This window comes from Zhongshania guokunii (assembly GCF_040892635.1).
Lineage (GTDB): Bacteria > Pseudomonadota > Gammaproteobacteria > Pseudomonadales > Spongiibacteraceae > Spongiibacter > Spongiibacter guokunii.
The window spans coordinates 206,029-225,013 of sequence record NZ_JBFRYA010000006.1 but is presented as its reverse complement, the minus strand read 5'-3'; the positions used below and the strand labels follow the sequence as shown (position 1 = coordinate 225,013).

The window sequence follows — 18,985 nt, the reverse complement described above, 5'->3', positions numbered from 1 at the left end:
TATTAGAAACTGGGAACCGATAAAAGACGTTTATCTTAACCCGGAAAAGCCAGCGGTCGTGGACGAGAAAAACAAGGCGGCATAAATCAATCTGAGGCGACAACTACCTTGAAAAACGCCGATATCGGTAAAACGAGACATCAACCATGACTGAATGGCCTTCTCATTACTGGACTCACGTCCAACACCAAGAATAGCGACCATATCATCGCCATGAATCGTCGATAGTCGACTATCAAGTACTTTTGCCAATGAACCTGCCGTTTCTTTTGTTAATGATTTCATTATTCCACTCCCCCTCCCATTCGCTGTAAAAGCAATCGCTCAAAAGCTGATCCATCTTGACGGGTTAGATTGGGAACGTAGCGTGAGTAGACTTTAAACAGCATCTCCGTGCTGGTATGTCCCATCTGTCTAGCGATCCATTCTGGTGCCTCACCGGAGGCCAGCCATAGTGTCGCTGCGGTATGGCGGGTTTGATAAAAACGGCGGTCTTTCATCCCGAGTAATTTCAATGTGGGCTTCCAAACCCGTTTGTTTACATTGAGTGGATCAATCGGCGTACCTACACTAGTACAGAACACATACTCACTCAGAGTACCGGATGCTTCGTATTGCGCTTTTAACGCCTGATAGACTGGCTCTGACATACGCACTTCGCGCTGCGAGCCATCGTTCTTGGTGTATTCACGACCTAAATGGCTATAGGTTTCCCGAACTAAAATTTCACGCCGCTCGAAATCGATATAGCGCCACTGAAGACCGTGCACCTCCCCTGTTCTCAATCCTGTAAAAAAACGGACAGTAAAGTACGGTTTATAATCTGGCCGAACATTAGCTATGAACTTCTCAACTTCATCAAAGGACAGTGGGTCGATATGCACCTTCTGCGTTTTAAGCCGCTTTACGTTTTGCATAGGGTTAGGAAATTCATAGCGGTCAGCACCTTCCGCGAGAATCGCTCCTAGTATCTGCATAATCTCATTGACGGTTTTTGCAGAAAGCGTTCGCTTCTTCATACTGCCACCTGTCTTAGCGATATCAGCCCGAAACGCTAAACAGTCTGCTTTCAGGATTTGGTGTATCTGCTTATCAGCGAAACGTGGTAGCAAGTATCCATTAACATGCACCTTTGTGGAGATCATGGTGTTCCTGCGCCAGACAGCGTCATTTTCCGTTAACCAAACTTCGGTGAATTCAGAAAATGTTGGCGTCGCACGCTCTATTACCGCTGGCGGCACTGGAGCCGCAGCCATATCAACGCTACCCACACTAGGTGTCACACCGACTGAGGGAGTCGATGGGCGGCTTTCGAATTGGCTTGCCCTGCCGCTACCTGGAAAGAACGTACCGTAATCAAAAGTACCCGCCACGATTTCACGCTCAATACGCTCGAGGACTTTTTCCATTTTACGGCGATTAGCTTTTGTATCTTTCAGAGTAGTTTGTTCACGGCAGCGAGCGCCATTAACCCTGAAATCGAAAAACAAACATCCTGTTTCTTCACGAGATCTAATCTTACCCATAACACTTGCCCCCTGAAGCTAAAGGAATAGCAATGCTATCGTTTTGAGATAACCCCATGTCCCTCTCAATATTCTCCCAAATGTATAGAATTTTCCGCCCACCAAACGGGCGGATGTAGTGTGTGCCTTCAAACAAAACTGAATCCTTCAATACGCTACGAATAGTTGTAGGCTCATAATGAATCCGCTCAGATAGGCCATCAGTAGTAAGGTATGTATAACTCATGTATATTTCCTTCATCGCAAGTCGATTTTTAATGCCTCACGTCGAGTTTGTGCGACGCCTGGTTATTTTATACCACGACAAATATCGACAATCAACAATAAATGTCGATTATAATTGACGGATGTCTATTTTGATTAGGATACGATTAAAAGAAGTGTTAGCCGAAAAGGAGTTTCACGACGGCCGGGTTATTACTCTAAATGAGGTATCCAAGGCGACCGGCATACACCGAGCAACTCTTTCCAAGATTGCAAATGAAAAAGGATGCAATACCGGAACTGATAATATTGACGCACTGTGTAATTACTTTGAATGCCGTGTTGAAGACCTGTTAGTACACCTTCCAGAGCCAGTGCCCAAGGTAGACTAACTGGTCATTTCGGCTGATTTTTCACTTATTTTGAATCAGCCTTTGGGCACAGAATGGGCGCGATTTGGGCACAGAATGGGCACTAAGGTGGTCACAGAGGAAAAGTCCAGACGAAAAAAAAGCGCTGCACATCTGCAACGCTTTGATTTTCTTCGGAATTTGATGGTGGGCCGTGATGGATTCGAACCATCGACCAATTGGTTAAAAGCCAACTGCTCTACCACTGAGCTAACGGCCCAAATTCTCTTTTTTGCTACCCGCGTGTTCCGGGGGCCGCATTGTAAAGCTATCTTCCGAATGAATCCAGTATTATTTACTAGAGCTAAATCACTGATTATTCGCTAAAAGTGCGTCTTTTCAGTGACCCCGAAAGAGGCGCCTATAATACGGATTTCAAAAGAAAAAACAACCATAGAGTGTTAAAAAATGCAGTTTTATTACAGTTTCCGATATCGGGTAGGATCTGTAACACCCGCCCGCTGAAAACCTTCGCGGCGCAGGTGGCAACTATCGCAGCGGCCACAGGCTTCGCCATCACTATTGGCTTGGTAGCAGGACACAGTCTGCGCGTAATCCACGCCTAGAATCACCCCTTGCTTGATGATATCCGCTTTGCTGAGGGTCATTAGGGGGGTGTGGATGTGCATGCCATGCCCTTCTACGCCCGCCTTGGTAGCGACATTGGCGAGGGTCTCGAAGGCTTCAATAAATGCGGGGCGGCAGTCGGGGTAGCCTGAGTAGTCCACTGCGTTCACGCCGATAAATATATCGTCGGCATCTAGGACTTCCGCCCAGCCCAAGGCAATCGACAAAAACACGGTATTGCGCGCTGGCACATAGGTAACTGGAATACCCACTGCGCCCGCATCGGGAACATCGATTTTCATATCGGTTAAGGCTGAGCCACCAATACTGCTTAAATCTAATTTAATAATTTTAAATTCTTTGGCACCGCCACTTTCTGCAACGCGCTTGGCGGCGACTAATTCGGCGCGGTGACGCTGGCCGTAGTCAAATGCTAGGGCATAACACTCGTAACCTGCGGTTGTTGCCTGGGCCAATACCGTAGCGCTGTCTAAGCCACCGGAAACCAGTACGACTGCTTTCTTTTGCAAAACACATCCTCTTTTCTAATGCCCTGCGGCGTCATTCCACAATATCTTGTGTAATTGCATCTGGAAACGCACAGGGAGGTTGTCTGCCACTATCCAGTTTGCCAAATCAGTCGCGCTTAGCTGACCAAAGCTGGGTGAAAACAAAACTTCACCGGCGCGCTTATTTAGCTGGTGGCTATCGAGCTGAAATCTCGCCCAGTCGTAATCTTCACGATTACACAGCACAAACTTAACTTGATCGTGCGCGGTGAGAAAAGGGATATTATCCATAAGATTGCGATGCATTTCACCCGAAGCCGGCGTTTTTAGATCGACAACTCGTGAAACCCGTGAATCCACCTTTTCGATAGGCAATGCGCCACTGGTTTCTAAGGACACCTCATAACCCGCATCACAGAGTGCGGTAAGCAGGCCTAAGCATTCAGGTTGCGCAAGCGGTTCACCACCAGTGACGCAGATATAGCGAGGAGAATACTTTGCCACTTCCGCGAGAATATCGTCTAGTTCACGGCGCTCACCGCCATGAAAGGCGTATTCGGTATCGCAGTACACGCACCGCAGGGGACAACCCGTAAGGCGCACAAACACGGTGGGCAAGCCCAAGGTACGGGACTCGCCCTGCAGGGAATAGAATATTTCTGTAATACGAAGGGTGTTAGCTTTCATTGACGCCAGTTACCGGATACTGGATTGTTTCCGGAGACCAGCCGCGCAAGCTTTGCTCCGCGAACAATCAGAAATTCTTACGGAGAAATTCCCGCGATTTATTTACTGCAGAGTTGCCGGTACTGCCGTAGCGGTCAATGACATGTGTCAGTAATTCTTGGGATTTTTGCTTATTACCATTCAAGAAGTAGACCGTGCCCAATTTGTACATGGCAGCGGGGACTTTATCGTGGTCAGGATATTTGCTTAGCAAATACTGAAAGGCCTCGGTTGCGCCTTTTAAATTCTGGGGCTTAACTGCAACATAGAGTTCGCCCAACCAATACCACGCATTAGGCGTGTAGCGACCTGAGGGGTAGCGCTCTACATATGCTAGAAATGCAGTGATGGCTTGATCGTAATTGCCACTTCTAACCAAGGCGTAAGCATCGGTATAGTCGGAAGAATCATTCCCAGAACTCGCCACAGCCGGAACCGGACCAGAAACTGAGGGACTTGCGGTCACAGAAGTAGCTGCGGCAACTGCTGGCACGTCACTGGCAGACGGTATTTCACCGCTGTCTGCGCCTGCTGTTATACCCGCCTCCGCGCTAGAGCTGCCAACCACCGCGCCAGCGGCGCCAGTGGTTAGCGAACCCAAACGGCGGTCTAAATCAATATAGCGATCTAGGCCCTGCTGTTTTAGCTGACTGATCTGATGCTCTTGCTCCTCCACTATTCCCCGCAGCGTCATCATTTCTTGACGAAGTTGCTGAAGCTGCTGATAGATCTCGCCCTGAATACTGCGACCGGATTCAGCACCCTGTCGGGGTGAGTTCATATCTACAACTGGGGCTTGCGCCCACAACTGTGCCGACAAACACGCTGCCGGCAGCAGCAAGAACAGTGGTTTTGTAAACTGCATCAGTACGCCTTTAAATTACTTCAGTTCAACGCGACGGTTCTGAGAGTAAGTTGATTCAGACTGGCCGAATGCAACTGGACGCTCTTCGCCGTAGCTAACAGTCTCAATACGGTAGCGCGGAATGCCATTAATTGCCATGTAATCTGCTACAGCAATAGCACGACGCTCACCGAGAGCGATGTTGTATTCACGGGTACCGCGCTCGTCAGCATGACCTTCCAGACGCACAGGACCAGTAGTTTTCTTCAGACGAACAATTTGTGCGTCCAGAGCTTTACGAGCCTTAGCAGTCAAAGTGGCTTGGTCGAATTCGAAATGGAAAACCGTTTCGAGATTCATCATGTCTTGGGCATCGTAAGCTGAGGCATTTGCATCGGCAGACTCTGTGTAAGTGCTAACTGTGTCAGCACCTTCTTGGCCACTGCTATCGGTGTCAGTTGATGCACAACCGGCCAACAGTACGCTGAAGAAAGCTACACCCAAAAACATATTTTTTGCTTGGTATTTCATGGCATTTTCCCGTCAAGTTTTGATTACACACTTCCGGACACACAATTAATTTTGTATGTTCGGTCTTTCTTTCCCGGCTACTACTTCATTGAAGAAAAGGCGACCAAGCCGGTTCGCGCACATCCCCGAATCGCGACGGCAAGCGATACTTCACTCCACCGTCTATCGATACTGCCGCCAAAACACCCTTGCCATCATACTGTGTTGCATACAATAGCATACTGGCGTTTGGCGCCACACTAGGTGACTCGTCCAAATTGGTACTGGTTAGAATCTCAACACGGTTACGTTTCAAATCCTGCACTGCGATATGAAAATTGCCGTTGCTGCGATGCACTAGCACCAGACCCAGACCATCTGCCAGAACTCTCGCCCTAGCATTATAGTCACCTATAAATGTAATTCTTTCTACCGCTCCACTACCCAGTTGGACCTTATAAATCTGCGGTTTACCGCCTCGGTCGGACGTGAATATTAACGATTTTCCGTCTGGTAACCAGGCCGGTTCAGTATCGATAGCAAAGTGATTGGTTACCTGCTCTAAACTGCCGCTGGCCAAATCCATCACATACACATCGGGACTGCCATCCTTTGACAATACCATCGCCATTTTTGTGCCATCAGGTGAAAACGCTGGCGAGCTGTTTAAACCACGGAACGCTGTTAACTGCTTACGCACACCCGTCAGTAGGTCCTGCATGTATATTGCAGGCCTGCTACTTTCAAAGGAAACGTATGCGATTTTCTTGCCGTCTGGGGACCAAGTCGGCGCCATAATTGGCTCTCGACTGTCAAAAAGTACCGATTCATTGGCCCCATCGATGTCGCTTTTCAGCAACCGGAAGCGGGTTCGATTGCCCCCTTCGCGAACAGCGGAAACATAAAGCAGTTGCGTCCTAAATGCACCGCGAATATTTGTGAGTTTTTCATATATTTTGTCGCTAACTGTGTGCGCGAGGTAGCGCGGCTTCTCTGAGCTCACCGATTCCGAGCCAGTAAGTACCACGCGCTGCGTATTGACATCTAGCAGTTCGTAATTTGCCATTAACGTACCTGGCATCGGCTGCGTGAGCGTGCCCACCACCACGTAGTCTACCCCCAAGCTTTTCCAGTCTCGGTAATAAACTTCACTGGCATTGCGCGGGCGGCCCAGCATGTCGCCGCGGCTCAAAGGTGCAAATTGGCCGCTGCGATGTAAATCCATTTCAACAATAGACGCTATATCCTCAGCAACAGCCACACCGGGCTGCCAACCAAAGGGCACAATCGCAATAGGCACAGGATCGTCCTTGCCCTTATTAATTTCAATGGTGAGATCGGCCACTGCGAAATTACCGGCGAGCACCAAGGCTAACACTGTAACAATCTGTTTAAACATTACCGCCTCAAATCTTGGGGTGAAAAATTAATCGTAAAACGTCGGAAGTTTTTTTCGTACGCCGACGGATCTTTGCGAGCCAACTCAGCCAGCTCTTCTATCTTGCCCAAACGAGTCACCGCCCGGGTTATCGATATATCAAAGGCGCTATCGCCGCTGCCCTTAATAATCGAATGACCAACTATCTCGCCAGTAGGCGTGGTCATAATTTGGATCGTCGCCTGCATACCGTTTCGGGCAGACAGCGGCCGCGTCCAATTATTTGAAATCAATGCCGTAATTAAATCGGCATAAGTAGAGGCTAATTCACCGTCCTCCACCAACTCATCTTCAGAGGCAAGCGCATCGGCAAGCTCTTTTTGCTGCTCGCGACGAATCTCCTCTTGCAGGGCCTGCTGCTTAGCTGCCTCACGAGCCTTTTCCTGCTCTTTCTGCTTGCGAATCTCCTCCGGCGTCGGCCCTTTTGGTTCGGGCTTTTTTACCTGCGGCACGGGCTTTGGTTTCGGTGGCGGCGGTGTCGGCTTAGGCTCAGGCTTTTTAACCGGCTCGGGCTTAGGCGCCGGTTTGACCACAGGCTTCGGGCTTGGTTTCGCCACCGGCTTTGCTGGCGCCGGCCGACTTACCGGCTTTTCAATCACCAATTTTGCCTGTATTGCCAGCGGCCGCGCCTCCAAGGGCTTTGTGTCCTGCATGGTCGGTATACCAAACAGCAAGAGCGCTATCACCCCCGCATGCATGCTTAGCGTTACCGCTGCCGGAACCAGCTTTATATCACTCATCGCGCTTACTTCGCTCCACTGCGCGATTTAGGTTCCTCGGTAATCAAACCTATCGACGTTGCGCCTGCACCCTGCAAGACCGCCATCGCAGCTACCACAGCCGAATAATCTACTGCGCCGTCACCCTTTACCATTACTGGCGTTTTGGGCTTATTGCGCAAAATTTTACTGATCTTGTCGCCGATATCAGCCAACTCTGCCGGCTCGCCCTGCTTACTTGGGTCGCCCAAGGTCACATAGTACTTACCCTGCTTATCCACCGAGACCACAATAGGATCATCGTCAGTAGGCGGCACTGGCTCGGTAGATGCCTGCGGCAGTTCCACTTGCACACCTTGCACCAGCATTGGCGCCGTTACCATAAATACTATTAATAGCACCAACATCACATCAATGTAGGGAACCACATTAATGTCGGACATCGGCTTACGCTTATTTCGTCGCGACATAGCCGTTCCCCTTAATCCCGCGAGTGAATTTGGCGGTGTAAAATACTGGAGAACTCTTCAGAGAAAGTGTCGTATTTGCCAGCAAAAGAATCGACCTTGGAGGAAAAGCGGTTATAGGAAACCACCGCCGGTATCGCAGCTATCAAACCCATAGCTGTTGCAACCAGAGCCTCAGAGATACCCGGTGCCACTGTGGCCAAGGTCGCTTGCTGAACCTGACCTAAGCCGTGGAAAGAACCCATGATCCCCCACACGGTACCGAGCAGCCCCACATAAGGGCTGGTTGAACCCACCGTCGCCAAAAATGGAAGACTATGCTCCATCGCCTCTTCTTCCCGAGACAAGGCTACGCGCATTGAGCGCTGACAGGCCTCCATCATGGCGTCGGAGTCGAGACGCTTTTTGGCTAGCCGAGTAAACTCTTTGTAGCCCGCCCGAAACACGCTCTCCATACCAACGACCACATGTTTCTCATCACCTTCTTTATAAAGAGTATGAAGATCCGTTCCCGACCAAAACCGCGCTTCAAAGCGATTCATCTCGCCCTGCGCTTGATTGAAATACATAACTCGGTTGGCAATTTGATACCAGGACACTACCGAGGCAAGCAATAGAACCATCATTATCAGCTGCACAAATAAGCTGGCCGAACTCACTAGTTGCCAAATGGAAAGCTCTTGTCCCACAGTTCACTCCTGATTTTTTGTATTAATGCTTCAGTGCTGCAAGCAGCTCCGTTGGTATTCGTTTTAGCTTTAGCGTATTACTGTCAACACAAGCCACTGTTATCTCGGCCTCGCACAACAATTCTTCGCCTCGGTAAACCCGTTGTTCAAAACACAAGCTTACTCGAGCCGCCGCTATGACTCTGGCGGTTACATTTAGTTGCTCATCTAATCGTGCCGGACGTAAATATTTTGTTTGCAGTGCACTAACAACAAACATTAGCGCATCATTCATGATTGCCGCTTTAGAAAATCCCTGTGCCCGCATATATTCGGTACGCGCACGCTCCATAAATTTGAGGTAGTTCACATAGTAAACTATGCCACCCGCGTCGGTGTCTTCAATATAGACTCGCAGCGGTAGACTGAATTCCATCAGGATGCACCACCGTTTTCGGTAATATCCCCATTTTTGGGCATTTCCAAGCCAAAATGACGATACGCCTGATTAGTAACGACCCGGCCCCGAGGTGTGCGCATAATATAGCCCTGCTGAATTAAATAAGGTTCAAGTACATCCTCTATGGTGCCGCGCTCCTCACTAATCGCGGCGGCGAGGCTATCTACGCCCACAGGACCACCATCAAAACGCTCGATCATCGCTAATAGTAGACGCCGATCCTGGTGATCAAAGCCACTGCTGTCGACATTAAGCATATTTAATGCCTGATCGGCGATTTCGGCGCTCACAAAACCGTCTGACTTAACTTCAGCGTAATCCCGAACCCGCCGCAATAGCCGGTTGGCAATGCGTGGCGTGCCCCTAGAGCGCAGTGCAATTTCATGGGCACCTGCGTCATCGAGGCGCATACCGAGAATGCCCGCGCTACGGCTAACAATGGTGGTAAGATCCTTCACCCCATAAAATTCCAAGCGCTGGACAATACCGAAGCGGTCCCGCAGCGGTGACGTTAACAAGCCCGCCCGAGTGGTGGCACCAACTAGGGTGAACGGCGGTAAATCCAATTTAATGGAGCGTGCGGCTGGGCCATCGCCAATCATAATATCCAGCTGATAGTCTTCCATCGCCGGATACAAAATTTCTTCAATATTGGGGCTGAGACGATGAATCTCGTCAATAAACAGCACATCGCCAGCATCGAGATTGGTCAGCAGAGCAGCAAGGTCACCCGCTTTTTCCAATACCGGCCCCGAGGTCGTTTTGAGCGACACCCCCATTTCATTGGCCAAGATATTTGCCAAGGTGGTTTTGCCCAAGCCTGGCGGGCCAAAAATCAGGGTGTGATCCAGCGGTTCATTGCGCATCCGCGCTGCGCTCACAAAGATCCCCATTTGCTCGCGCACCGCTGGCTGACCAATATAATCGGCAAGGCTTTTAGGCCGTATCGCTCGATCGAAGCGTTCTTCAGCTGGCTCGCCGAGCTCCGGTGCCACTAGGCGGTCTATTTCTATCACAGGGCTTTGCTCATTACTTAATCATGTTTTTTAAGGCAGCGCGGATCAATTCCTCGCTACTGGCATCATCCAGTTTTAAGGCACTAATGGCCTTGCTCGCCTCTTGGGGTTTATAACCCAGCGCCACCAGCGCTGCTTCAGCTTCTGCAATATTCACACGGCCCAGCGTTTGCGGCGTTGGCGTACTAACACTGCCCAGCTCTGGCGCCCAATCTTTAAGGCGGTCGCGCATTTCAATAACCAGGCGCTCAGCGGTCTTCTTACCCACCCCCGGCAAGCGCACTAACGCAGCGGTATTACCGTCTTGCACGCAGCGCACAAACTCGTCGCTGTCGATGCCGGACATAATCGCCAAGGCCATCTTAGGGCCAACCCCGTTAACCTTGATCAAATCGCGAAACAGGCGCCGCGCACGAACATCGCTAAAACCATATAACTGTTGAGCATCTTCGCGAACTATAAACTGGGTGTAAAGCGACACTTCTTGGCCCAGCGTAGGCAAATTATAAAGCGTGGTCATTGGCACCAGCACTTCGTAGCCCACGCCATTCACCTCAATAACAATCTCCGGCGCCTGCTTTTCTATTAGCACCCCCCGCAAACGACCTATCATTTGTGCTCCGTCTTCATATTAACTTTCATCGGTGTGTATTCGTTCTTATGCATCGTTATTCAGGTATAGCAGCTAAGAAAGGCGACCACGGCGCATGCGCGCGCCGCCGTGTGGCCCAGACATACTCAACAAGCCCTGCCGAGAATTGGCATGGCAAATTGCCGCCGCCAAGGCATCTGCCGCATCTTCCTGCGGCGCAGCGGGGAGTTTCAGTAAGATTTTCACCATGTGCTGGATCTGCTCTTTATCTGCAGCGCCGGTGCCTACCACCGCTTTTTTTATTTGTCTGGCGGTATATTCAGCAACCAACAAGCCCTCACTCACACAGGCCACCACGGCCGCCCCCCGCGCCTGCCCAAGTTTTAAGGCAGAGCCCGCGCTCTTAGCCATAAATACCTCTTCTACGGCCGCTTCATCGGGTGAGTATTCATTAATAATGGTGCACAAACTTTTAAAAATAATATCCAAGCGCGCTGGCAACGCACCCTGCGGCAGGCGAATCACACCGCTGGTTACGTAACGGTGTTGGTTACCCAGCACTTCTATTACGCCAAAGCCGGTTTTATGTGATCCGGGGTCTACCCCCAAAATTATGGTCATGGCGCCTGCAAATGAAAAAAGGAAGCAATATGGCTACGCACGAGCATACGCTGAGCGCGGCGAGTCTGACTTATTATGCACAGATTTTCATAGATAATGACACGCCGACATCGACGGCGCTAAAGATCAAACCAAATCCGCCAGTGCAGCAAGAACCTCTTCGGGGATATCAGCATTGGTGTGCACACTCTGGACGTCGTCGAGATCTTCCAACATATCGACAAGTGCCAGCAATGCCTCGGCGCCATTTTGATCCAGCGCAACTGCCATTGATGGCTGCATGACGATTTCGGCGTGATCCGGCGCAAAGCCCGCTGCCGCCATTGCCTCTTTCACTGCCATAAAGTCAGCAAAGGCGGTTAACACCTCAATCGACCCGTCGTCGCCAAATTGCACGTCTTCGGCGCCGGCCTCTAAAGCCGCCTCCAGCACAGCATCTTCTTCTTGGCCCGGCTCAAAAACCATTTGACCAAGGCGATTAAACAAATAGGCAACCGAACCATCAGTACCCAAATTACCGCCACGCTTATTAAAGGCGTGCCTAACGTCAGCCACCGTGCGATTGCGGTTATCGGTCATGCATTCAACCAGAATCGCCACGCCACCCGCGCCATAACCTTCGTAAGTCACTTCTTCATAATTGTCGCTCTCGGCATTACCCGCGCCTCGCGCGATGGCTTTGTCGATAGTGTCGCGTTTCATATTCGCGGTCAGCGCCTTGTCGACCACCGCACGCAAGCGCGGATTATCTTCAGGCGCAGGGCCGCCGGCTTTGGCAGCTACCACAATTTCTCGAATCAGTTTGGTGAATATTTTGCCGCGCTTGGCATCTTGCCCAGCTTTGCGATGCTTAATATTGGCCCACTTGCTGTGACCCGCCATATAGCCTCCTGACAGAAACGAGCCCCGCATTGCGAGGCTCATCTAGATCGAACGGTAAAACCTATTGAGCGCTTAGCTCAATTATTTATCTTCTTCTAATTTGCGCAAACGAATATTCAGCTCGGTTAACTGCTTGCTCTCAACCGTACCTGGTGCATCGGTCATCACGCAGGCCGCGCTCTGGGTTTTAGGGAAAGCAATAACGTCGCGAATCGACTTCGCACCGGTCATTAACATCACTAAACGATCCAAACCAAAAGCCAAACCGCCGTGCGGTGGCGCGCCGTATTTGAGGGCATCTAACAAGAAACCAAATTTCTCGTCAGCTTCTTCTGGGCCAATACCCAATACGCGGAATACCGCTTGTTGCATATCTGAGCGATGAATACGAACCGAACCACCACCAAGCTCAGTGCCGTTAAGCACCATATCGTAGGCAATTGACAGGGCTGAGCCAGGTGCTTTTTCAAGCTCTTCTGGGCTGCACGACGGTGCAGTGAAGGGGTGGTGTAGTGAGGTCCAGTTGCCACTGCCATCTTTCTCAAACATTGGGAAGTCAACAACCCACAGTGGCGCCCACTCGCAGGTGTACAAGTTAAGATCTTCACCCAATTTACAGCGCAGCGCGCCAAGCGCTTCGTTCACTACTTTGGCGCTATCTGCGCCGAAGAAGATCAAATCGCCATTTTCAGCGGCCAAACGCTCCAAAATTGCGGCGCGCACTGGCTCGGGCAAGAACTTAACAATAGGAGACTGCAGGCCATTCTCCAGATCAGACTTGTCATTTACCTTAATGTACGCCAAGCCTTTGGCACCGTAGATACCAACGAACTTAGTGTATTCGTCAATTTGCTTGCGGGTCAGCGCCTCGTTACCACCAGGTACTTTTAAAGCAGCTACGCGGCCTTCTGGGCTTTTGGCTGGACCAGAGAAGACTTTAAACTCCACGTCTTGCATCAGATCGCCAACGTCGACCATCTCGAGCGGAATCCGCATGTCGGGTTTGTCGCTACCAAAACGCGACATGGCCTCGGCGTACTTCATGGTTGGGAAGCTACCAAGGTCAATATTCATCACTTCTTTAAACAGATCGCTAATCATGCCCTCAGTAACGGCCATGATTTGCTTGTCGTCCATAAAAGACGTTTCAATATCGATCTGGGTAAATTCTGGCTGACGGTCGGCGCGCAGATCTTCGTCGCGAAAGCACTTGGCGATTTGATAATAGCGGTCAAAACCCGACACCATCAGCAGCTGTTTAAAGAGCTGAGGCGATTGGGGCAACGCAAAGAATTTGCCAGCGTGAGTACGGCTAGGCACCAAATAATCCCGAGCGCCTTCTGGCGTAGCACGAGTCAAAATCGGCGTTTCGATATCCAAGAAGTTCTGGCCATCTAAATAGCGGCGCAGCACCGAGGTAATCCGCGCGCGCAAGCGCAGCTTGTCGGCAATTTGCGGGCGACGCAGATCTAGGTAGCGATAGCGCAAACGCACATCTTCGCCAACATTTGTGTGATCATCCAACTGGAACGGAGGGGTTTCTGACTCATTCAGAATTTCCAGCTCTTTACCCAGCACTTCAATGGCGCCAGTTTTCATATTGGCGTTAACGGTCGCCTCGGCCCGGGCGCGAACGCGGCCACGAATACGCAGCACATATTCACCGCGCACCCTGTCGGCAGTGCGGAAGTGTTCTTCGGTGTCTGGATCAAACACGACCTGCACAATGCCCTCGCGGTCACGCATGTCGAGAAAGATAACCCCACCATGATCTCGACGGCGGTCTACCCAACCACACAAGGTCACTTCTTGATCAATGTTTTCACTACCCAAGCTGCCGCAATAATGACTGCGCATGAATTCTGTCCCGCTATATCGAGTTTATTAAGTCAAAATCCGAGGTTTAGTCGGAGGATGAAGACGTAGGTGCGGCGCCGCTAGAGGCACTGTCACCCGCCAAATTTTTCTTTTTGCCGCCAGATTTAAAATCGGTTTCATACCAGCCGCCACCTTTTAGGCGAAAACCCGCTGCCGAAACCTTTTTAGCCAGCTCCACAGCCTTACATTCCGGGCAATCAGTTAGAACTGGATCACTCATTTTTTGCAAGGCTTCAAACTCATGTTCGCAGGCCCGACACACATATTCGTAGATAGGCATAGGAAAATATCCCCAATTCAAAACAAACCAATGAAGTCATTAAGGGCCAAACGGCTCAAAAGGAGCGGGATTATAACGCAAAGCGCCGCCAGCAATAAATGCAGGAGCCAATATCAGAGAGGAAATAAACGGTAAAGCGGTGGATTAAACTCCAAAGTGGTGTAAATACCACCTTGGAGTGGTCGATTTACGCTTAAACAGCGAAATCTTTGAGCTTTTTCAGTGGGCGAACCTTTACTGCCACGCTGGCAGGCTTGGCTTTAAAGGTGGTTTCTTCACCGGTAAAAGGGTTAATACCCTTGCGCGCCTTAGTTGCTGGCTTCTTCACCGTGGTGATTTTCATCAAACCGGGAATAGTAAACTCACCTAGCGCACGCTTTTTGATGCTGCGCTCAATCAAAATTTCCAGCTCAGCCATAACATCGCCAACCTGCTTACGGCTCAAATTGGTGTTTTCAGCAATCTCAGTCAGAATCTGAGTTTTGGTCATTTTCTCGCTGATTGCTGTTGTTTTACGCTTAGGTGCCGCGCTTGCTGGTGCGCTAACTTTTGCCTTAGCGGCAGCTTTTTTTGGAGCAGCTTTTTTTATCGCCATTATGATTATTCCTATATCTCACGTTGAATTTTTCTTGCCCAATTAAATCCCTAGCACTCAACAGCTAAACCAAGGCAAAGACCACTGTACCTGCCTTAGCGTCTTTCATCAGAAAAGTGCATGCGACTACCTATAGTCGATTGTTTTACGCAATACAAGATATAGGGTGCCATTTAAGCGCAAAACACTGCAAAAAAGGCCTTTTTTGCAGAATTCAGCACAATTAACAACCAAAACAGCTGGGCCGACAAAAAGCCTAACCTAGCGCTAACAACCCCCGCCAAACCCTAATATTTAAGTTCAATACGCGCCCTAAAAGCCTTGCGCAACTGCACTACAAGTGCCGCTAATTTAGCGTCCGTATAGGCTTGTGCGGGGAGCTGCCCCCAAACCGGTTTGGGCCATGTCGCGTCGGTGTTAAACCGCGCAATATGATGGATATGCAACTGCGGAACCATATTACCCAGAGCCGCCACATTGAGCTTTTCGGCGCCAAATTCACTACGCAGCACCGCACAGCTAATATTCGATTCCTGCAAATACAGCAGTTGATCGTCGCTGTTTAAGTCACATTGCTCGCGCAAATCTGCACGGCGCGGCACCAAAATCAACCAGGGATACTGGCTGTCGTTCATTAACAGCAGCCTGCACAGGGGTAAATCACCCAAAAATTCGCAATCTCTGGCCAAAGCCTCATGTAATTCGAACATCACTACCTCCTGCGGCTGTACCGCGCTGCCGATCAATCGTAAAATGCGCACACTCTGATAAACAAGGCCAGAATTACATCATGCGCGCTAGCCAATTCCTAATTGCCACCATTAAAGAAACCCCCGCCGATGCCGAAGTCATCAGCCACCAGCTAATGCTGCGGGCGGGCATGATACGCAAGCTCGCCACCGGCCTCTACACTTGGCTGCCAATGGGCCTGCGAGTGCTGCGCAAAGTCGAAGCCATAATTCGCGACGAAATGGACAACAGCGGCGCCATGGAAGTACTGATGCCGGTCGCCCAGCCCGCCGAATTATGGCAGGAGTCTGGCCGCTGGGAACAATACGGTGCCGAGCTCCTGCGTTTTAACGACCGCCACGGCCGAGATTTTTGCCTAGGTCCAACCCACGAAGAAGTCATAACCGACCTTATTCGCAACGAAATTAAAAGTTACAAGCAACTGCCGGCGACCTTTTACCAGGTGCAAACCAAATTCCGCGACGAGATTCGCCCGCGCTTTGGCGTAATGCGCTCGCGGGAATTCATTATGAAAGATGCCTACTCTTTTCATAATGACCAAGAATCCCTACAAGCGACCTACGACGTGATGCACGCCGCTTACTCGCGCATTTTCACGCGTTTAGGCTTGGATTTCCGCCCTGTCATTGCCGACACCGGCTCTATTGGCGGCAGCGGTTCCCACGAGTTTCACGTATTGGCCTCGTCTGGCGAAGACGATATCGCCTTTTCTGACACCTCAGACTATGCCGCCAACGTGGAAATGGCCGAAGCCATCGCCCCCGCCGGTGAACGCCCTGCGCCTAGCCAAGCAACGACGAAAGTCGCCACGCCTAACACCCACACTATTGACGAAGTCAGCGCCCTACTCAAGCTGAGCGCCGAGCAGGTGTTAAAAACCCTCATCGTTTACGGTGAAGAAGATGAACATGGCAAACAAGACTTAATCGCACTGGTCTTGCGTGGTGATCACCAGCTCAACGAGATCAAGGCTGAAAAAATAGCCGGCGTCGCCTCGCCACTCTCCTTCGCGGCAGAAGAGGACATTGTCGCGACACTGGGCTGCAAGCCTGGCTCAATTGGCCCAGCCGGTTTAAAAATTCGCGTTATTGCCGACCGCAGCGCAGCCCACAGCAGCGACTTTGTTTGTGGTGCCAACGAAGATGGTTTCCATCTTACCGGCAGCAACTGGGATCGCGACGCCGCCTTCTCTGAAACAGCCGACATCCGCAATGTCGTAGAAGGTGACCCCAGCCCCGACGGCAAAGGCAGCTTACTCATTAAACGCGGCATTGAAGTTGGTCATATTTTCCAGCTCGGCACCAAGTATTCAGAAGCGCTCAAAGCCAGCGTGCTAAACGAAAATGGCAAAGACCAAATCATGACCATGGGCTGCTACGGCATAGGCGTTACCCGCGTAGTTGCCTCAGCCATTGAGCAAAACAACGACGATAAAGGCATACTTTGGCCCGCCAGCATCGCGCCCTTTGAAGTTGCGATTGTACCGCTGAACATGCAAAAGTCGGAGCGAGTTCGCGAGCAAGCCGAGAATCTTTACAACACCTTGCGCGACCTAGGTTACGACGTGCTGCTCGACGACCGCAACGAACGCCCAGGGGTTAAGTTTGCCGACATGGAGTTAATCGGTATTCCTCACCGTATCGTGATTGGCGACCGAGGTTTAGACAACGGCATGCTTGAATACAAAAATCGCCGTGCCAGTGACAATGAAGACATTGCTATTGACGATGTCGTCAACTTTATTCAACAGCAACTGCCTCGTTAACATGATCTGGCGCAGCCTTGTTTCAGCTTGCTTGACGCTCTGCCTACTCGCCGCGCCCTCTTGGGCGGCGACCGGAGACGACGTAAAGGACCGCGACGAACTGCGCCAATACTTGCAACTCGCTATCGCCGAAGCCGACAGCTTTGAAGACCGCTTCGACGCCGAAGTGTGGCTATTCGACATGTCGAGCCGCATGAGCCGCTTTATAAAAGACCCCGCGGAGCGCCTCAGCTTTTTGCGCAGTGTTCACCGCGAAGCCAGCGCCGCTGACTTAAGCCCCGAACTCGTCCTCGCCTTAATAGAGGTAGAAAGCTACTTTGACCGCTATGCCGTGTCTCGCGTTGGCGCTCAAGGCCTGATGCAAGTTATGCCCTTTTGGAAAAAGGAAATTGGCCGCCCCGAAGACAACCTCACCGAGCCCGACACCAATCTACGTTACGGCTGCCACATATTAAAATTCTATCTAGATAAAGAAAAAGGCAATCTCCACCGCGCCCTTGCCCGCTACAACGGCAGCCTCGGCAAACACTGGTACCCAGAGCGGGTATTCAGCCGCTGGCGCAAGCATTGGTACAATGGGGAATTGAGTTTTAATTAAATAGTGTTACTGCATTCAAGCAGACAGACAGAGCATATAAACTCTAAACGCCCGCCGCAGACAGTATCGTAATTATCAATTAGCTAAAAGTTATTCTCAGTACTTCACGCTTGGGTACTTTGCTCTGCGCCAACTCAAAGGAATCCTTAATCTTGCCGGAACTTAAGACTGTCATCCTTTTCTTCATCACCGCACTCGCTGAGATTATCGGCTGCTACCTGCCCTATCTTTGGCTGCGCGAAGGGAAATCAATCCTACTCCTCATTCCTGCCGCATTGAGCTTAGGGATATTTGCGTGGTTACTCACTTTGCACCCCGCAGCGGCAGCCGCTGGCCGGGTCTATGCGGCCTATGGCGGCGTGTATATTTGCATGGCGATTTTGTGGCTGTGGGCTATTGAGGGTATTCGCCCAAGCACATGGGATATATTGGGTTCTAGCGTCGCACTATTGGGCATGGCCATTATTATGTTTGCGCCACGCGCTACATAAGTAACAGCCAGTTCCGGATTCTAGGGCTTGGCTATCTGCAGCTAGCGATTACTCGCATTAAAGTGGGTAATAAATTCATAGGCTTGTTCGGCATCGTCCTTAAATGAATACAAAGTGAGATTATCTTTAATATAATTATCATACGTCTGCAGATCAGCAACCTTATCCATATTTTGAAAGCCCATTGACCAACCAATAAAATTGCGCTCTTTAAGGTTTCCAGTAATGATCGTCAGCACATTTTTGTGGCGCTCATCATTTTTGATGGTTGCGTAGAGTTCACGAACTGTTTTCTCTTCACCCTCAAGCATCTGCATAAAATTACCACCTTTATAAAGCAGCATACCGCTAATATCGAGATCACAGTTCTTTGCCTGAGACTGCCGTAAAAGTATTAACAGGTCTTCTTCTGGCATCTGCCTGATGGCTGAACTAACGTAAATCAAGTAGAAAATCATTGCTCCATCCC

The 18,985-nt window shown here is 50.4% G+C and carries 24 protein-coding genes and 1 tRNA gene; 4 read left to right on the top strand and 21 right to left on the bottom strand.

Annotated elements, in window-relative coordinates; translation table 11 throughout:
* Positions 1–30: 30 nt before the first annotated feature.
* Positions 31–285 carry a hypothetical protein gene (locus tag AB4876_RS09135; RefSeq protein ID WP_368381343.1) on the bottom strand — a complete coding sequence of 85 codons (255 nt, stop codon included), beginning with the start codon at positions 283–285 and terminating at the stop codon, positions 31–33.
* Positions 285–1,526 (bottom strand): Arm DNA-binding domain-containing protein, encoded by a 1,242-nt coding sequence (locus AB4876_RS09130; RefSeq protein WP_368381342.1) that lies wholly within the window; start codon positions 1,524–1,526, stop codon positions 285–287. The genes AB4876_RS09135 and AB4876_RS09130 overlap by 1 nt, the downstream gene beginning before the upstream one ends.
* Positions 1,527–1,882: 356 nt before the next feature.
* On the opposite strand from AB4876_RS09130, the gene AB4876_RS09120 reads away from it, so the two are divergent.
* Positions 1,883–2,122 (top strand): helix-turn-helix domain-containing protein, encoded by a 240-nt coding sequence (locus tag AB4876_RS09120; RefSeq protein WP_368381341.1) that lies wholly within the window; start codon positions 1,883–1,885, stop codon positions 2,120–2,122.
* A 163-nt stretch (positions 2,123–2,285) separates the two neighbouring features.
* On the opposite strand, the gene AB4876_RS09115 is transcribed toward AB4876_RS09120, so the two are convergent.
* From AB4876_RS09115 to AB4876_RS09030, 18 genes are all read right to left on the bottom strand, one after another.
* Positions 2,286–2,360, bottom strand: a tRNA-Lys gene (locus AB4876_RS09115).
* A gap of 199 nt (positions 2,361–2,559) precedes the next feature.
* Positions 2,560–3,237 carry a 7-cyano-7-deazaguanine synthase QueC gene (queC, locus tag AB4876_RS09110; RefSeq protein ID WP_368381340.1) on the bottom strand — a complete coding sequence of 226 codons (678 nt, stop codon included), beginning with the start codon at positions 3,235–3,237 and terminating at the stop codon, positions 2,560–2,562.
* A 15-nt stretch (positions 3,238–3,252) separates the two neighbouring features.
* On the bottom strand, positions 3,253–3,903 hold the full coding sequence (queE, locus tag AB4876_RS09105) for a 7-carboxy-7-deazaguanine synthase QueE (protein WP_368381339.1): 651 nt from the start codon (positions 3,901–3,903) through the stop codon (positions 3,253–3,255).
* Positions 3,904–3,970: 67 nt separating this feature from the next.
* A complete protein-coding gene (gene ybgF / locus AB4876_RS09100) occupies positions 3,971–4,807 on the bottom strand; it encodes a tol-pal system protein YbgF (protein WP_368381338.1) in 837 nt (278 codons plus the stop codon).
* A 15-nt stretch (positions 4,808–4,822) separates the two neighbouring features.
* A complete protein-coding gene (locus AB4876_RS09095; RefSeq protein WP_368381337.1) occupies positions 4,823–5,317 on the bottom strand; it encodes an OmpA family protein in 495 nt (164 codons plus the stop codon).
* 85 nt (positions 5,318–5,402) lie between these two features.
* Complete coding sequence (gene tolB / locus AB4876_RS09090; protein WP_368381336.1) at positions 5,403–6,695, bottom strand: Tol-Pal system beta propeller repeat protein TolB; 1,293 nt, start codon at positions 6,693–6,695, stop codon at positions 5,403–5,405.
* Entirely contained in the window at positions 6,695–7,474 is a 780-nt protein-coding gene (locus AB4876_RS09085; RefSeq protein WP_368381335.1) for an energy transducer TonB, read from the bottom strand. The genes tolB and AB4876_RS09085 overlap by 1 nt, the downstream gene beginning before the upstream one ends.
* A gap of 5 nt (positions 7,475–7,479) precedes the next feature.
* Entirely contained in the window at positions 7,480–7,923 is a 444-nt protein-coding gene (gene tolR / locus AB4876_RS09080; RefSeq protein WP_368381334.1) for a protein TolR, read from the bottom strand.
* Between the two features lie 11 nt (positions 7,924–7,934).
* The gene (tolQ, locus tag AB4876_RS09075) at positions 7,935–8,609 is read right to left on the bottom strand and encodes a protein TolQ (RefSeq protein WP_368381333.1); all 675 of its coding nucleotides are present in this window, start codon (positions 8,607–8,609) and stop codon (positions 7,935–7,937) included.
* 22 nt (positions 8,610–8,631) lie between these two features.
* Positions 8,632–9,024 (bottom strand): tol-pal system-associated acyl-CoA thioesterase, encoded by a 393-nt coding sequence (ybgC, locus tag AB4876_RS09070; RefSeq protein WP_368381332.1) that lies wholly within the window; start codon positions 9,022–9,024, stop codon positions 8,632–8,634.
* A complete protein-coding gene (gene ruvB / locus AB4876_RS09065; protein WP_368381331.1) occupies positions 9,024–10,064 on the bottom strand; it encodes a Holliday junction branch migration DNA helicase RuvB in 1,041 nt (346 codons plus the stop codon). Before ruvB ends, ybgC begins: the two co-directional genes overlap by 1 nt.
* A 13-nt stretch (positions 10,065–10,077) precedes the next feature.
* The gene (ruvA, locus tag AB4876_RS09060) at positions 10,078–10,677 is read right to left on the bottom strand and encodes a Holliday junction branch migration protein RuvA (RefSeq protein WP_368381329.1); all 600 of its coding nucleotides are present in this window, start codon (positions 10,675–10,677) and stop codon (positions 10,078–10,080) included.
* Positions 10,678–10,749: 72 nt separating this feature from the next.
* The gene (gene ruvC, locus AB4876_RS09055) at positions 10,750–11,277 is read right to left on the bottom strand and encodes a crossover junction endodeoxyribonuclease RuvC (protein ID WP_368381328.1); all 528 of its coding nucleotides are present in this window, start codon (positions 11,275–11,277) and stop codon (positions 10,750–10,752) included.
* 126 nt (positions 11,278–11,403) lie between these two features.
* Positions 11,404–12,159, bottom strand: a complete 756-nt coding sequence (locus AB4876_RS09050) for a YebC/PmpR family DNA-binding transcriptional regulator (RefSeq protein ID WP_368381327.1) — start codon at positions 12,157–12,159, stop codon at positions 11,404–11,406.
* A gap of 81 nt (positions 12,160–12,240) precedes the next feature.
* Entirely contained in the window at positions 12,241–14,016 is a 1,776-nt protein-coding gene (aspS, locus tag AB4876_RS09045) for an aspartate--tRNA ligase (protein ID WP_368381326.1), read from the bottom strand.
* A gap of 46 nt (positions 14,017–14,062) precedes the next feature.
* A complete protein-coding gene (locus AB4876_RS09040; RefSeq protein WP_368381325.1) occupies positions 14,063–14,317 on the bottom strand; it encodes an FmdB family zinc ribbon protein in 255 nt (84 codons plus the stop codon).
* Positions 14,318–14,510: 193 nt separating this feature from the next.
* A complete protein-coding gene (locus tag AB4876_RS09035) occupies positions 14,511–14,912 on the bottom strand; it encodes an HU family DNA-binding protein (protein ID WP_368381324.1) in 402 nt (133 codons plus the stop codon).
* Between the two features lie 287 nt (positions 14,913–15,199).
* Positions 15,200–15,622, bottom strand: a complete 423-nt coding sequence (locus AB4876_RS09030) for an HIT domain-containing protein (protein WP_368381322.1) — start codon at positions 15,620–15,622, stop codon at positions 15,200–15,202.
* An 80-nt stretch (positions 15,623–15,702) separates the two neighbouring features.
* On the opposite strand from AB4876_RS09030, the gene AB4876_RS09025 reads away from it, so the two are divergent.
* The 3 genes from AB4876_RS09025 to AB4876_RS09015 all read left to right on the top strand — a co-directional run bounded on the left by AB4876_RS09025 (position 15,703) and on the right by AB4876_RS09015 (position 18,516).
* The gene (locus AB4876_RS09025) at positions 15,703–17,427 is read left to right on the top strand and encodes a proline--tRNA ligase (protein WP_368381321.1); all 1,725 of its coding nucleotides are present in this window, start codon (positions 15,703–15,705) and stop codon (positions 17,425–17,427) included.
* Between the two features lies 1 nt (position 17,428).
* Positions 17,429–18,025, top strand: coding sequence for a lytic transglycosylase domain-containing protein (locus AB4876_RS09020; protein ID WP_438273407.1), 597 nt, complete (start codon positions 17,429–17,431; stop codon positions 18,023–18,025).
* A 152-nt stretch (positions 18,026–18,177) separates the two neighbouring features.
* Positions 18,178–18,516 carry a YnfA family protein gene (locus AB4876_RS09015; RefSeq protein WP_368381319.1) on the top strand — a complete coding sequence of 113 codons (339 nt, stop codon included), beginning with the start codon at positions 18,178–18,180 and terminating at the stop codon, positions 18,514–18,516.
* 41 nt (positions 18,517–18,557) lie between these two features.
* Here the strand turns inward: AB4876_RS09015 and AB4876_RS09010 are convergent, their stop codons facing one another.
* Positions 18,558–18,974, bottom strand: a complete 417-nt coding sequence (locus AB4876_RS09010; RefSeq protein WP_368381318.1) for a BLUF domain-containing protein — start codon at positions 18,972–18,974, stop codon at positions 18,558–18,560.
* Positions 18,975–18,985 lie beyond the last annotated feature (11 nt).